The following is a 13,878-nucleotide window of genomic DNA, read 5'->3' on the forward strand; positions in this document are numbered from 1 at the left end:
CGCTGGCCGCGGCATCAAGACCGTTATCCCGCAGAAGAGCACCGAGACCGACGCCCGCAAACGCAAAGGCTCCACCGGTGGGCGGCCTCCTGCTTTCGATGCAGTCCTTTACAAGGGCCGCAACGTTATTGAGCGTTCCTTCAACGACACCAAGCAGTGGCGCGCCCTGGCCACCCGCTACGACAAACTCGCCATCACCTACCGAGCCGCCGTGGTCCTACAGGCATGCCTCCGCTGGACACGCCTATTAGGAGACACGCCCTAGCCATGACCATCGAAGAGCAGGACACGCAGGTGCACCCGGACAAGCGGCGCCGCTCACGGCGCGAACTCGCCCTGAACGTGGGCGCGATCGCGGGCACCATCTGCATCGTCGCCACCGTGCTGTCGTTGATGTTCGGCGTCAAGCCGCTGGTCTTCCGTTCCGGCTCCATGTCGCCGGCGATCACGACCGGTTCGCTGGCACTGGCGCAGAGCGTCTCGGCCGACAAGGTCAAGGTGGGCGACGTCGTCAGCGTGATGAATCCGCAGGGCACGCGAATCACCCACCGCGTCTTCCGGATTCAGCACATCGACGGCCAGACGCTGCTGACCCTGAAGGGCGACGCGAACGCGCAGCCGGACCTGCTCCCCTACCCGGTGACCAAGGTCGACCGCGTCTTCGCGCACGTCGGCTTCCTCGGCTACCTGGTCGCGTGGCTGTCCAGCGGCATCGCGATCTTCCTCGGCGGCCTGCTCGCCGGTGCGCTGCTGATGCTCGCGTTCGGCCCGATGCGCCGCCCCGGCGATAAGCCCTCCGACAACCAAATCACTCAGTCCGACAATGACATTCAGCCAGCGTTCGCCACCAGTCCGGTGAATGCCAACGTCGTCACCGAAGACGCAGCCGACCCAGTCGAGGAGCCCCAGCGTGCCTAACCTTCCCAAACTCTTGCGTATGCGGCCGTCCAAGCGCGTGCTCGTTGCCATCGGCGGAGTCGTCGCGATCGGCACCGGTGCCGCCAATACCGTTGGGACACAGGCCGCGACGCAAGACGTCGCCACCGCGAAAGCCTCACAGATCGCGACGCAGAACTTCTATCCTGTACCCGTTTCAACATCGATGAGCTGCTCCAAGAGCGGCTCGAAGGTCAACCTGTCGTGGACGGCAATGCCAGGAGTGAAGTACTCCGTCGAGGAATGGCGGAACAACAGCTCCCTTATTTGGTCGGGAGTTCAGACCAGCAATTCGTACAACGGCTGGTACGGCGGTACGGGGGGCGGCACAGCAACCAACGATCGCGTGCGGATCTATTCGATCAACACGACAACCAACGAAAAATCGACTGGCTATATCAGCTGGTCCACGTATAACCCAACGATCTTCGGCACGAACTGCTCATCGTCATTCCCGCAAGAGAACGTCACCTGTTGGCAACAGCAAACATCCTGGAGTCCCGGGCAGGATTCGGCCACATGTGCAGGCGACTCGCTTGTCCAGGGCGCGGGCACCAACCAGTCACGGTTGCTGCGGTCACCCGTGACGAGCACTGCCACGCCGGCACCAACAAGCACGACCACGTCGGCGCCGACAACCACAACCTCACCCACCCCGACAACAGATGCAACGTCCACGGCTACGAACAGCCCAACCGCGCCGACGGTACCTACGTCCAGCCCGACGATCACCACAACCACACCGCCGGAAACGATGCCGAGCAGCGGTGCAGCGGCCAGCACGCCGACCGCCCCGGCCACGACGACCGCCCCGGCGACCACCACAACACCCACGAACTAGGGCGACGCCGACCCGGATAGGTGAGTTCTGACATGTTCAATCGCACAGCGACTATGCAATCCCGTACGTCCAAGCGGGCCGTTCTGGCGCTGGGCGGAGTAGTGGCAGTTGGTTTCAGCATTGCGAATGCCGTTGGGACACAGGCCGCGACGCAAGACACCGGCACGGCCAATGCGTCCCAGATCGCGACGCAGAACTATTACCCGGTCCCGGTCACCTCCGGCGTTACTTGTTCGAATAGCGGAACCGCCGGATTCCGCAGTGCAAACCTGTCGTGGACCAGCGCTGGCTCGGGGGTGAAGTACTCGGTCGAGCGATACCTCGACAACGCCGGCAGCCCCCAATCGACCGCGTCTGTCACGGGTACCAGCTATGGCGGAATCAATGTGGGCAGCACCGGCAAGAGCTATCGAATGCGGATCTACTCGGTAAACACCACAACTGGCGAGAAGTCGACCGGGTACTCCAGCTACACGATCTACAGCGCCACCGTGTGGGATACATACTGCACAGGATCCGCATACATCCAGGAGAACGTCACCTCCTGGCAGCAGCAAGCGTCGTGGACCCCGGGCTCGCCGGCGCAGGTGTCGGGCTTCGCCGCCCAGCGGATGGTCGCACCGCCCTCCACGACCGGATCGACAAACCCATCGACCACGGCTCCGTCGACCACCACCTCGGAGCCGTCCACGTCGCAGTCGTCCACCTCGCCGAGCACCACGACCACGCCGACCGCCACGACCGCACCGACGACGACCCCGCCGGCCGCGTCGGCACCGACAACCACGACGACGGCACCGAAGACCACCGCCACCACGACTGCACCGTCAACGACGACCACGAGCAGCACGACCTCGTCGACTTCGGCGACTTCGGCGAACTGAGGAAACACTCCCGGACTGCACAGCGGCCCGGGGGCGTTTGCACAGCTGACGGTAAGGGCACAGCTGATACCGTGTTCGGAACCCTTGGGCCTTGGAACCACCGCGGGCCTGTCCGTTGTCCCCGACGTAAGAGTGTGCGCTAGCCGATGACCATCACCGGTAACCCGACGCCTGCCGGCGCCGGGATCAGCGCCCCGCAGACCAGCGATCACCCGGCCGTTCGGCCCGCCGCGCGAGCCCACATGTATCAGCTCGACCTGGTTCGCGTGATCACCTTCTCGTGCGTGATCCTGGCGCATGCGCTGTCGACGACCACGCTGGACACCTCGGCGGGCGCGGGCGCGATCACCCTGTTCCTGCATTTCACCCGCAACGCCTTCTTCGCGTTGACCGGGTTCGTGCTGATGTTCCAGTACTTCCACCGGACCGACTTCAAGGCGCACCAGTTCTGGCCGCGCCGCCTCAAACCGGTGCTGGTGCCCTATCTGGTGTGGTCATTCGTCTACTGGATCTACTCGCTCTGGAGCGAGGGCCGGATGGACATCCTGCTGCACCCGAGCCGGCACGGCGGCTTCCCGGCCAACCTGGGCGAGTTCGTCGAGCGGGCGTCCTGGGGAATGTCCGGCTTCCAGATGTACTTCCTGTTCGTCACCATGCAGGCGTACCTGCTGTTTCCGGCGCTGATCTGGCTGGTCCGCCGGACCGTCGGCAACCATCTGTGGGTGCTGGCCGGCAGCGCGCTGCTGCAGGTGCTGACCCTGGTGGCGATGATGGACTGGCATCAGCCCGCCTGGCTGGCCGAATACTCGTGGCACGCCTACGCGACCTTCCTGCCATACCAGTTCTTCATCGTCGCGGGAGCGCTGGCGGCGGTGCATCGGGAGGCCATCGAAGAATGGCTGCGCGGTCGCGGCGCGTGGATCGCGATGTCCTGGCTGGTCGCTGGTGGCGTGGAGCTGGTGCTCTATCTGCGGCGCACCACCAATGGCGATCCGGTGTCGCTGGCCAGTTCACCGTTTCAGCTGACGCTGTTCCCGTTCATCGCGCTCACCATCGTCGCGCTGTACTCGTTGGGACTCTGGTGGTCCGATCGCCGAGTGCCCGGATCGTTCGCGGCGCGCGCGTACGCCTACGGCGCCAACCGTTCGTTCGGCGTCTTCCTGGTGCACGTGCTGATCCTGCAGTTCCTGGTGCAATTCAACGCCCTCGACCTGCACAAGCAGGGCTGGCTGAAGGCGCACCTCGGCGGCTGGACCACCGTCGTCGTGTACCTGCTGACCATCGGCCTGACCCTGGTCGCCGTCGAGGTCCTGCGCCGGCTGCCCGGTTCCTACCTTTTGACGGGAAGGTCCCGAATTCCATTGCAGCGCAAGGTGACTGCGCCAGCAACTGCCTGAACACACCGGCGTACCGTCGACGCTCATGAAGCGCGTCATACCGATATCCATTGCCGTCTCGGCTGTCGTGGCCACGCTCGGTGCCGCCGCGGCGGTCGCCTCGCCGATGCTGCCGACCCTGCCGGTGGGCGCGCTGTCGTACACGGTGAACGTCAACAGTCCGACCGGCGCACCCGGAGATGTCTTCTACACGACCGGCATGAGCGCCGCGGCCGTGCTGCCCAACATCCCGCTGCCCGCGGCACAGCCGTCGAACGTCATCGCCACCAAGACGGGACAGGCGATCTGGCGGTATACACCGCCGAACGGCCAGGGCGTCAGCAACTTTCGGACGCAGACCTATCAGGGTCGCAAGGTGCTCACCTGGTGGCAGGGGACGTCGGTCGGCGGTCACGGCACCGGGGAGGACGTCATCTCCGACGGTCGCCGGATCATCAGGACGCTCACCCCGGGCGACGGCTTGACGTCTGACGTCCACGAGTTCCGTCTGGTCTCCGGCGGCCGCGCCCTCATCACGTCCTACCGGCCGGTGACAGCGGATCTGCGGAGTATCGGCGGACCGGCGAACGGCACGATGTACGACTGCATCGCCTCGGTCGTCGACGTGGCCAGCGGCCGGGTCATCTCTCGTTGGGACGCAAGGCAACACGTGCCGATCACTGATACCGAGTCGGCGAAGACACCGGGGGACGCGGCTTTCGACCCGTTCCATATGAACTCGATCGCGCTCGACCCGGCCGGCAACCTGATCATCTCGATGCGCAACACATCCGCGGTCTACGACGTGAATCCGAGCACCGGAGTGATCAACTGGCAGCTCGGGGGCAAGCATCCGACGCTGCGAGCCGATGCGGGCGTCGAATTCGCCTTCCAGCACGACGCCGAATTCGTCGGCCCGAACGAGATCACACTCTTCAACGACAACTCGAGCGGCGCCGATACGCGCGGACTCTCCAGCGCCGAGGCGATTCACATCGACGCCGCCCACCACCACGCGACCCTGGTGCACAACTTCACCCATCCGGCCGGGCTGGTCTCGTTCGCGATGGGCAATGTGCAGACCCTGCCGAACGGCGATGAATTCGTCGGCTGGGGCATGGCGCCGCACATTTCGGAGTTCGATCGCGCCGGCCGGTTGGTCTACGACGCCTCGCTGCCGCTCGGCAGTTACCGCGCGTTCCTCGACACCTGGCCGTGAGCGCTCGCGCTGCTCAAACCGTGGGGATAGCGGCATGCCATGGACATAGCGTCAACGGCGCCGCGCTATCCCCACGGCTTGAGCGGGCATCCCAGACAACTCGCCTGAACCAGACAGCAGGCTGCCAGGAAGTTCACAGCCACGTACGGGCGCCCGCCCAGCAAATACCCCGACAGTGGTGCCCATGACGACCCTCGCGCCGACCGCTGCTGTCGGCACCACGATCCGCGACCGGGCCACCGACCTCCGACACAACTGGCGTCAGCACATTCCGCTGGCGCTACTGCTCATCGGAACCGCGGTCTTCTATCTCTGGGACATCACCCGCAACGAGATGGGCAACAGCTTCTACGCCGGCGCCGCCTGGGCCGGCTCGGAGAACTGGAAGGCCCTGCTGTTCGGGTCGGTGGACCCGTCGAACTTCATCACCGTCGACAAGCCCCCGGTATCGCAGTGGGTGATGGGCCTGTCCGGCCAGATCTTCGGCTTCTCCAGCGCCAGCATGCTGATCCCCGAGGCGATCATGGGCGTGCTGTCGGTCTGGTTGCTGTATTCGGCCGTGCACCGGCTGACGAACAATCGAGGCGCCTCGCTGCTCGCCGGTCTGGCGCTCGCGCTCACTCCGGTGGCCGCGCTGATGTTCCGATTCAACAACCCCGATGCCGTCATGGTGCTGCTGATGACCGCGGCCGCCTACTGCACGGTCCGGGCCACGCTCGCCGGATCGGCGAAATGGCTGGCACTGGCTGGCGCGGCAATGGGATTCGCGTTCCTGGCGAAGATGCTCGAGGGCCTGATGAGCCTGCCGGCCCTGGCGCTGGTCTACCTGATCGCGGCGCCGGTGGTGGTGTGGCACAAGCGCATCCTGCATCTGCTCTATGCCGGCCTCGCGATGATCGCCGCATCCGGCTGGTACGTGGTCCTGACCCTGTTGTGGCCCAAGGATTCCCGCCCGTACCTGGCCGGCTCGACCGACAACAACTTCATGAACCTGGTGTTGGGCTACAACGGCCTGGACCGAATCCAGGGCAGGTCCGGCGGGCATGGCGGGTTCAACCCGGGCCGACTGCCGGAGAACATCACGATCAACGGCCACACCTATAGCCACGACCAGATCACGCACGCGTTCCACGGCGGCGGGATGGGCGGCGCCAGCGCCGGCTTGTTCCGCCTCTTCAAAGGCGAGTTCGCCGTGGAGATCTCGTGGCTCATCCCGGCGGCGATCGTCGCCTTCGTCGCCGTCATCGTGCTGCGCTGGGGCATGCCGCGCACCGACGCGATCCGCGCCGGCGGCATCCTCTTCTTCTGCTGGATGCTGGTCGACGGCATCGTCCTGAGCTACATGCAGGGCATGATCCACCCCTACTACACGTTGGCCATCGCCCCGGCGATCGCCGGCACCGTGGGCGTCGGCGTGGCCGCCGCCTGGGCCGAGCGCGGGCGATTGATCGGCCGGGGATTCCTCGCGGCGATGGTGGTCGCCGCCGGTATCTGGGGCTTCGTGGTCGCCGACCGCGCACCACAGTGGAACGGCTGGCTGTCGTGGGTCGTGTTGGCGCTCACCATCATTGCGGCCGCTGCCATCATCGGCTCCCTCGCGCTGCCGGCCCGGCTGACCCGCGTGGTCGGCCTGGGCGTGATCGCCGCAGCACTGATCGCCGCCCTTGCCGCGCCGGCCGTGTACGCGGCGAATGCGGTGGGCACCAAGCAGACCGGCGGCAATCCGTCGGCCAACCCGGTGAGCCGCGCCGGCGGTTTCATGGGCGGCGGCACGAATCACCACGGCGGTGGCGGATTCGGCTTCGGCGGCGCCACGCAGGCGGATCCGCAGCTGTCGGCGCTGCTGAAGAGCGCGAACGGATACCGCTGGCCCGCGGCCACCAGCCGTTCCTCCTCGGCCGCCGGATACGAGCTCGCCTACCGCGTACCGGTGATGGCCATCGGCGGATTCATGGACGATCCGGCCCCGAGCCTGGCGCAGTTCCAGCAGTACGTGAAGGACCACGACGTCCGCTACTACCTGCAGCCGAACATGTCCGTCACCGCCGGCACGCAGGCGGGACCGAGCACCGGCGCGCCGACAACCGGTGGCACCACACACCATCGGGAACGTCCGGGTGGCGCAGACCAGCAGCAGTCGGGGCAACCGCAGTCGGGGCAGCAGCCCGGCGGATTCGGATTCGGCCGCGGTTCGAACGGCGTCACCGCGCAGATCCAGCAGTGGGTCGACGCGAACTTCCACTCGCAGACGATCGGCGGGGTGACCGTCTACGACCTGCAGGCGCCGCTCCACTGAGTCGCCGTCACGGTGAACCCCGCACCGCGCGACATCCGCGACCCGTTTCGGGTGTCGGATCCGTCGCCCGGTGCGGGGTTTGCCGTCCGCGCTACCCGAGCAGGCTGACGAGCATCTTCGGCCGCGACAGCAGCATCTCCCGCAGATAGTTGCGGCCGACAGTCCAGGCCGCGCAGGGACATCCGGCCTCGACCCCCGTCGCGGCGATGCCCGCATGCCGGCACAGCGCGATCGCCCGAGGCAGATGGAAATCCTGGGTGACGATCGTCGCGGCCCGCACACCCGCCGACCGCAGGTTGTGACAGCTGTCGGACGTGTCATAGCCGGTCTCATCGACGGCGATCAGCCCGTCGGGCACCCCGCGTTCGCGCAGATAGTCGCGCATCACCGCCGGCTCGTCCCCCGCCGACGGCCGGCCGTTGCCCGAGACCACGATTCGGTGGACGCCGCCATCGGCGTACAGCCGCAGCGCGGTGTCGAGCCGCCCGCGCACGTAGTTGCCGGGCGCACCGTCGGACACCTTCGACCCGAGCACCAGCAGCGTCGAACTGCGCGCACCGTCATGGATCCGGCCGACCGATGCGGTGTAGGCGACGGTCGCCCCGAGTGTGACGGTTAACACCAATGCGGCCCAGGCGCCACCGATCACCAGAACAACAGGCCGATCGCGCATGGGTACATCGTGGCGCATTGATCACATATCGAACGCTCAGGCGGGTTTCTTAGGGCAACCTATGCAGATTTTCGTCCAGGCTTGGCTTTACCTTTATGGGGAACGAGTCTGACCGTTGCCCCGCGGTCGGATAAGCCGAGGAGAAAGGCCGGTTCGCCGTGAATGCCACGACGATCACCATTGGCGCCATAGCTGCCGCCATCAGCCTGCTGTGCTGGGCATCATTCCTGAGTGGCGTCAGCCGCATCGTCCGCGTGGTCATGAAGGGCCAGCCGGCACCCGATCGCTGGTGGCCGCTGTTCCCGCGACTGAAGACGATGCTGGTCGAGTTCGTCGCGCACACGCGAATGGTCAAGTTCCGCACGGTCGGCTGGGCGCACTGGCTGGTGATGTTCGGCTTCCTGATCGGATTCCTGTTCTGGTTCGAGGCGTACGGCCAGATCTTCGATCCCGAGTTCCACTGGCCGGTCATCGGCGCGTGGAACATCTACATCTTCGCCGACGAGGTCCTCGGCCTCGGCACGGTCATCGGCATCACGGTGCTGATGATCATCCGCCAGCTCAATCACCCGCGCGTTCCCGAGCGGCTGTCACGGTTCGGCGGATCCGTTTTCGGCGCAGCGTATTTCGTCGAGGCCGTGGTGCTGCTCGAGGGCCTGGGCATGGTCTTCGTGAAGACCTTCAAGATCTCCGGCGGACTCGAAGACCCGCCCGTGTGGACGTCGTTCTTTACCCACTACTTCGCGGAGCTGTTCGACGGATCGTCCGAGTACTGGGTCACCGGCGCCGCGATCGTGAAGCTGATGAGCGGCATGATCTGGCTCGCCGTGGTCGGCAAGTACATCACCTGGGGCGTGGCCTGGCACCGCTTCGCGGCGTTCTTCAACATCTACTTCAAGCGTGAGGACGACGGCGGCGTCGCGCTCGGCGCGGCCAAGCCGATGATGTCGGGCGGCAAGGTCCTCGAGATGGAGACCGCCGATCCGGACGTCGACGCCTTCGGCGCCGGCAAGATCGAGGACTTCACCTGGAAGGGCATCCTCGACTTCACCACCTGTACCGAGTGCGGCCGCTGCCAGAGCCAGTGTCCGGCGTGGAACACCGGAAAGCCGTTGTCCCCCAAGCTGCTCATCATGTCGCTGCGCGATCACGCCTACGGCAAGGCGCCGTACCTGCTGGCCGGCGGCAAGAAGGACATGGGCGGCGACGAGATCGGCCTGGTCGACAAGGACGGAAACGTCCTGTCCGACAAGCTCGATGCGATCCCCGAGGCAGCTCGCGCCGAGGCCGAGCGCTCGATCGTGGGTGCGGCCACCGGCGGCCTCGACGGTGCGGTCATCGACACCGAGACCCTGTGGAGCTGCACCACCTGCGGCGCCTGCGTCGAGCAGTGCCCGGTCGATATCGAGCACGTCGACCACATCATCGACATGCGCCGCTACCAGGTGCTGATCGAGTCGGACTTCCCGACCGAGCTCGCCGGCCTGTTCAAGAACCTGGAGAACAAGGGCAACCCGTGGGGCCAGGCCTCGGCGGCGCGGACCAACTGGATCGACGAGGTCGACCTGGAGATCCCGGTGTTCGGCAAGGACACCGACACCTTCGAAGGCTTCGAGTACCTCTTCTGGGTCGGCTGTGCCGGCGCCTACGAGGATCGCGCGAAGAAGACCACCAAGGCCGTCGCGGAGCTCCTCGACATCGCCGCGGTCGACTTCCTGGTCCTCGGCGAGGGCGAGACCTGTACCGGCGACTCGGCGCGCCGCGCGGGCAACGAGTTCCTGTTCCAGATGCTGGCGCAGCAGAACATCGAGATGCTCAACGAGGTGTTCGACACCGCGCCCAATCAGCGCAAGAAGATCGTCGTCACCTGTGCGCACTGCTTCAATGCTCTCGGCAACGAGTACCCGCAGGTCGGCGGACAGTACGAGGTGGTCCACCACACCCAGCTGCTGAACCGGCTGGTCCGCGACAAGCGGCTGATTCCGGTTGCGTCGCTGGGTGATTCGGTCACCTACCACGACCCGTGCTACCTCGGCCGGCACAACAAGGTCTACAACGCGCCGCGTGAGCTGATGGCCGCGTCGGGCGGCGTCCTGACCGAAATGCCCCGGCACGGCGAACGCTCCATGTGCTGCGGCGCCGGCGGTGCGCGGATGTGGATGGAAGAGACCATCGGCAAGCGCATCAACATCGATCGGGTCGACGAGGCGCTCGGCACGCTCGACGGCACCCCCGAGAACGACGGGGCGACCAAGAAGATCGCGACCGGTTGCCCGTTCTGCCGCGTGATGCTGACCGACGGCGCCACCGCCCGGACCAGCGGCACCGAGCAGGAAGACAAGATCGAGGTCGTCGACGTCGCGCAGATGCTGCTCGAGTCGGTCAAGCGGGGGGCCCCCGAGATCAAGCGCAGCGGCCGGTTCCTGGGCGCCATCACCTCGGCCGCTGCCGGCGCAGGGGCCGCCGCGGCGACGAAGGAAGAGGCTCCGGCCGCGACTGCTGCCCCGGCGGCAGCTGCGGCTGCACCCGCCGCACCGACCGAGGCGAAGCCGAAGGTCGGCCTCGGCATGGGCGGCGCGGCCAAGAAGCCCGGCGGGGGAGCGCCGAAGCCGGGCGGCGGCGGCCTCAAGATGGGCGGCGGGGCACCCAAGCCCGGCGGCGCACCCAAGCCTGGCGGCGGAGCGCCGAAGCCGGGCGGGGCACCCGCACCGGGTGGCGCACCCAAGGCCGGAGGCGGCCTCTCGACGGGTGGCGGCGCCAAGAAGCCCGGCGGCGGCCTGTCCATGGGCGGCGGCGCCAAGAAGCCGGGAGCGGCAGCTCCCGCGGCCGACAGCGCACCGGAAGCGGAGGCACCCGCGACCGAGACACCGGCGGCTCCGGCGGCCCCCGCCAAGGGATTGGCGATGGGCGGCGGCGCCAAGAAGCCCGGCGGCGGTCTCGCCATGGGCGGCGGCGCCAAGAAGCCGGGCGCGGCAGCAGCCGCCCCGGCGGCCCCGGCAGCGGAGTCGACCCCGGCGCCGGCCGCCGAGGTCGAGGCGCCGGCTGCCGAAGCTCCGGCCGAAGCGGAAGCGGCTCCCGCAGCACCGGCAGCACCGGTGAAGGGGCTCGCGATGGGCGGCGGCGCGAAGCGTCCGGGTGCCCCGCGGGCGGCTGCCCCGGCAGCTTCGGCACCGGCGGCCACTCCGGCACCGGCCGAGCCCGAACCCGAGCCCGAGGCGGCTCCGGCCGAATCGGCCGAGGCTGCCGCAGCTGCGCCGACGGAATCGGCACCCGCAGCGGCGGAATCGGAGACCCCGGCGTCGGAGGCCCCGGAACCGGACGCCCCAGCCTCGGACTCCACTGGCTCGGACTCCTCCGCCTCGGATGCCGCGGTCACCACCGAGGCCGAGCCGACCAAGGCGAAGGGCTGATGCCGCGGTCACCACCGAGGCCGAGCCGACCAAGGCGAAGGGCTTCGGCATCGCGGCCGGCAAGAAGCGGCCCGGATCGCACTGATCACGCACTGAAATGCGGCCCTCCTGCTCACCCGAGCAAGAGGGCCGCATTTTCTGTTGCTGTGGGGCGCTTAGGGACAATATTTGTCGCATGGCGGCGCCACAGCCACAGATAATCACGCCGCCCCGATCCGACGGTGATTGTTATTCACTTGCCCCCACCTGGCACGATGAACGCGTGAGCCGACCACACGTGATGCAGCCGAACACCAACCTCAAGCCGCTTGAGCAGTCCACCAAACTGCGCAACGTGTGCTACGAGATCCGTGGACCCGTGCACGCCCACGCCGCCCGACTCGAGGCCGACGGCCACCGCATCCTCAAGCTCAACATCGGCAACCCGGCGCTGTTCGGTTTCGAGGCGCCCGACGTGATCATGCGCGACATGATCCACGCGCTGCCGTATTCGCAGGGCTACTCCGAGTCCAAGGGCGTGCTGTCGGCGCGGCGCGCGATCGTGACCCGGTACGAGATGGTCCCCGACTTCCCCTACTTCGACGTCGATGACGTGATCCTGGGCAACGGCGTGTCCGAGCTGATCACGATGACGATGCAGGCGCTGCTGGACGACGGCGACGAGGTCCTCATCCCGGCGCCGGACTATCCGCTGTGGACGGCGATGACCGCACTGTCCGGCGGCAAGGCCGTGCACTACGTCTGCGACGAGGCCAACGACTGGAATCCCGATATCGCAGACATCGAGTCGAAGATCACCGACCGCACCAAGGCGCTGCTGGTGATCAACCCGAACAACCCGACCGGTGCGGTCTACTCGCCGGAGGTGTTGCGGCAGTTGGTCGATCTGGCCCGCAAGCACTCGCTGCTGCTGCTCGCCGACGAGATCTACGACAAGATCCTCTACGACGACGCGGTGCACACCTCGGTCGCCTCGCTGGCGCCGGACCTGCTGTGCCTGACGTTCAACGGCCTCTCCAAGGCGTACCGGGTGTGCGGTTATCGCGCCGGCTGGGTCGCGATCACCGGACCCAAGGATCATGCCCGCGGCTTCATCGAGGGCCTGGAGACCCTCGCCTCCACCCGCCTCTGCTCGAATGTGCCTGCGCAGCACGCGATTCAGGTCGCACTGGGCGGCTACCAGAGCATCGATGATCTGGTGAAGCCTGGTGGGCGCCTGCTGGAGCAACGCAATGTCACCTGGGAGAAGCTCAATGAGATCCCCGGCATCTCGTGCGTGAAGCCGATGGGCGCGCTGTACGCGTTCCCGCGAATCGACCTGGAAACACACAACATTCACGACGACGAGCTGATGGTGCAGGATCTCCTGCTGCGCGAGAAGATCCTCGTCGTGCAGGGCACCGGCTTCAACTGGAGCAAGCCCGACCACTTCCGCATCGTCACCCTGCCGTGGTCGCGCGACCTGGTGGACGCCATCGAACGTCTCGGAAACTTCCTCGCCAGCTACAAGCAGTAGCCGGCCATGAGCGCATCGGGCTGAGATCACGCCGGGCCAGGTCCAGACGACTCCGTACGACCCTCGAGTCGACGCGGCCCACCGCCCTGGCGCTGCGAGTCACGCCGTCTCACCAGCAGCTCGTTCCGTTGAGAGGAACCCGGCGTAGACCTGCTTATGGGCACCCAATAGCGTCACCTGTGTGACTCAGGACACCACCGCCGAACTCGAGCAGCTGCGCCAGCGCGTGGCGCGCATGGAAACCGTCGAGGCCATCAAGGCCCTCAAGCATCGTTATTGGCGTGCGTGTGATGCCAAGAACCCGCAGGGTTTTCGAGATTGCTTCATCGCAAAGGGCGCCTCCATCGATTTCGGCGCGCTGGGCCGGTTCGACGACGCCGACGGCATCGCGAAGGTCTTCGAATCCATTGCGCTGCAGCAGGTCGACGGCAAGCCGGTGATCCTCGACATGCATCACGGCGTGCTCCCCGACATCACCATCACCTCGGAGACGACCGCCACCGGCGCCTGGACCCTGCGCTTCCGCCAGGTCAATCTCATCGACAACACCGAAACCGTCTCGACCGGCGAGTACGACGACGAGTATGTCATCGAGGACGGCGAATGGAAGATGTCCAAGTGCCATTTCCGGCCGTACTGGTCGATCACCCGTCCGGTCACCGCGGACACCGTCGTCACCGCCGAGTAGCACGGCTGCGCCGTCCGAAAACCACTGAAGGAGAACGCA

General features: G+C 66.7%; 11 protein-coding genes. 8 read left to right on the forward strand and 3 right to left on the reverse strand.

The window, feature by feature from the left end; translation table 11 throughout:
* Window positions 1-265 (forward strand): IS5/IS1182 family transposase (locus G341_RS0105455; protein WP_018178102.1); only part of this gene is annotated, 265 nt, incomplete at its 5' end.
* Window positions 266-267: 2 nt separating this feature from the next.
* Window positions 268-918, forward strand: coding sequence for a signal peptidase I (locus G341_RS21120; RefSeq protein ID WP_018178103.1), 651 nt, complete (start codon window positions 268-270; stop codon window positions 916-918).
* 411 nt (window positions 919-1,329) lie between these two features.
* On the opposite strand, the gene G341_RS22935 is transcribed toward G341_RS21120, so the two are convergent.
* Both G341_RS22935 and G341_RS0105475 read right to left on the reverse strand, forming a co-directional pair.
* Entirely contained in the window at window positions 1,330-1,770 is a 441-nt protein-coding gene (locus tag G341_RS22935) for a hypothetical protein (protein WP_155826797.1), read from the reverse strand.
* A gap of 485 nt (window positions 1,771-2,255) precedes the next feature.
* Entirely contained in the window at window positions 2,256-2,669 is a 414-nt protein-coding gene (locus G341_RS0105475; protein ID WP_018178106.1) for a hypothetical protein, read from the reverse strand.
* A gap of 138 nt (window positions 2,670-2,807) precedes the next feature.
* Between G341_RS0105475 and G341_RS0105480 the strand changes: the two genes are divergently transcribed.
* The 3 genes from G341_RS0105480 (at window position 2,808) to G341_RS0105490 (ending at window position 7,552) form a co-directional block, all read left to right on the forward strand.
* A complete protein-coding gene (locus tag G341_RS0105480) occupies window positions 2,808-4,058 on the forward strand; it encodes an acyltransferase (RefSeq protein WP_018178107.1) in 1,251 nt (416 codons plus the stop codon).
* Window positions 4,059-4,083: 25 nt separating this feature from the next.
* Window positions 4,084-5,256: an arylsulfotransferase family protein gene (locus tag G341_RS0105485; protein WP_018178108.1), complete on the forward strand. Its 1,173-nt coding sequence runs from the start codon at window positions 4,084-4,086 to the stop codon at window positions 5,254-5,256.
* A 184-nt stretch (window positions 5,257-5,440) separates the two neighbouring features.
* Entirely contained in the window at window positions 5,441-7,552 is a 2,112-nt protein-coding gene (locus tag G341_RS0105490) for an ArnT family glycosyltransferase (protein ID WP_018178109.1), read from the forward strand.
* 91 nt (window positions 7,553-7,643) lie between these two features.
* Here the strand turns inward: G341_RS0105490 and G341_RS0105495 are convergent, their stop codons facing one another.
* Complete coding sequence (locus G341_RS0105495; RefSeq protein WP_018178110.1) at window positions 7,644-8,225, reverse strand: SanA/YdcF family protein; 582 nt, start codon at window positions 8,223-8,225, stop codon at window positions 7,644-7,646.
* Window positions 8,226-8,383: 158 nt separating this feature from the next.
* On the opposite strand from G341_RS0105495, the gene G341_RS0105500 reads away from it, so the two are divergent.
* The 3 genes from G341_RS0105500 to G341_RS0105510 all read left to right on the forward strand — a co-directional run bounded on the left by G341_RS0105500 (window position 8,384) and on the right by G341_RS0105510 (window position 13,839).
* Window positions 8,384-11,635, forward strand: coding sequence for a (Fe-S)-binding protein (locus G341_RS0105500; protein ID WP_018178111.1), 3,252 nt, complete (start codon window positions 8,384-8,386; stop codon window positions 11,633-11,635).
* 262 nt (window positions 11,636-11,897) lie between these two features.
* Complete coding sequence (locus G341_RS0105505) at window positions 11,898-13,151, forward strand: pyridoxal phosphate-dependent aminotransferase (RefSeq protein WP_026303281.1); 1,254 nt, start codon at window positions 11,898-11,900, stop codon at window positions 13,149-13,151.
* Window positions 13,152-13,386: 235 nt separating this feature from the next.
* Window positions 13,387-13,839 (forward strand): nuclear transport factor 2 family protein, encoded by a 453-nt coding sequence (locus tag G341_RS0105510; RefSeq protein WP_051092665.1) that lies wholly within the window; start codon window positions 13,387-13,389, stop codon window positions 13,837-13,839.
* Window positions 13,840-13,878: the final 39 nt, after the last annotated feature.

The sequence above is a fragment of the Jongsikchunia kroppenstedtii DSM 45133 genome (assembly GCF_000380485.1).
GTDB lineage: Bacteria > Actinomycetota > Actinomycetes > Mycobacteriales > Mycobacteriaceae > Jongsikchunia > Jongsikchunia kroppenstedtii.

Coding starts and splice junctions, on each gene's coding strand:
- G341_RS0105510 (WP_051092665.1), top strand. CDS start 13,387: ATGGAAACCGTCGAGGCCATCAAGGCCCTCAAGCATCGTTATTGGCGT.
- G341_RS21120 (WP_018178103.1), top strand. CDS start 268: ATGACCATCGAAGAGCAGGACACGCAGGTGCACCCGGACAAGCGGCGC.
- G341_RS0105480 (WP_018178107.1), top strand. CDS start 2,808: ATGACCATCACCGGTAACCCGACGCCTGCCGGCGCCGGGATCAGCGCC.
- G341_RS0105495 (WP_018178110.1), bottom strand. CDS start 8,225: ATGCGCGATCGGCCTGTTGTTCTGGTGATCGGTGGCGCCTGGGCCGCA.
- G341_RS0105485 (WP_018178108.1), top strand. CDS start 4,084: ATGAAGCGCGTCATACCGATATCCATTGCCGTCTCGGCTGTCGTGGCC.
- G341_RS0105490 (WP_018178109.1), top strand. CDS start 5,441: ATGACGACCCTCGCGCCGACCGCTGCTGTCGGCACCACGATCCGCGAC.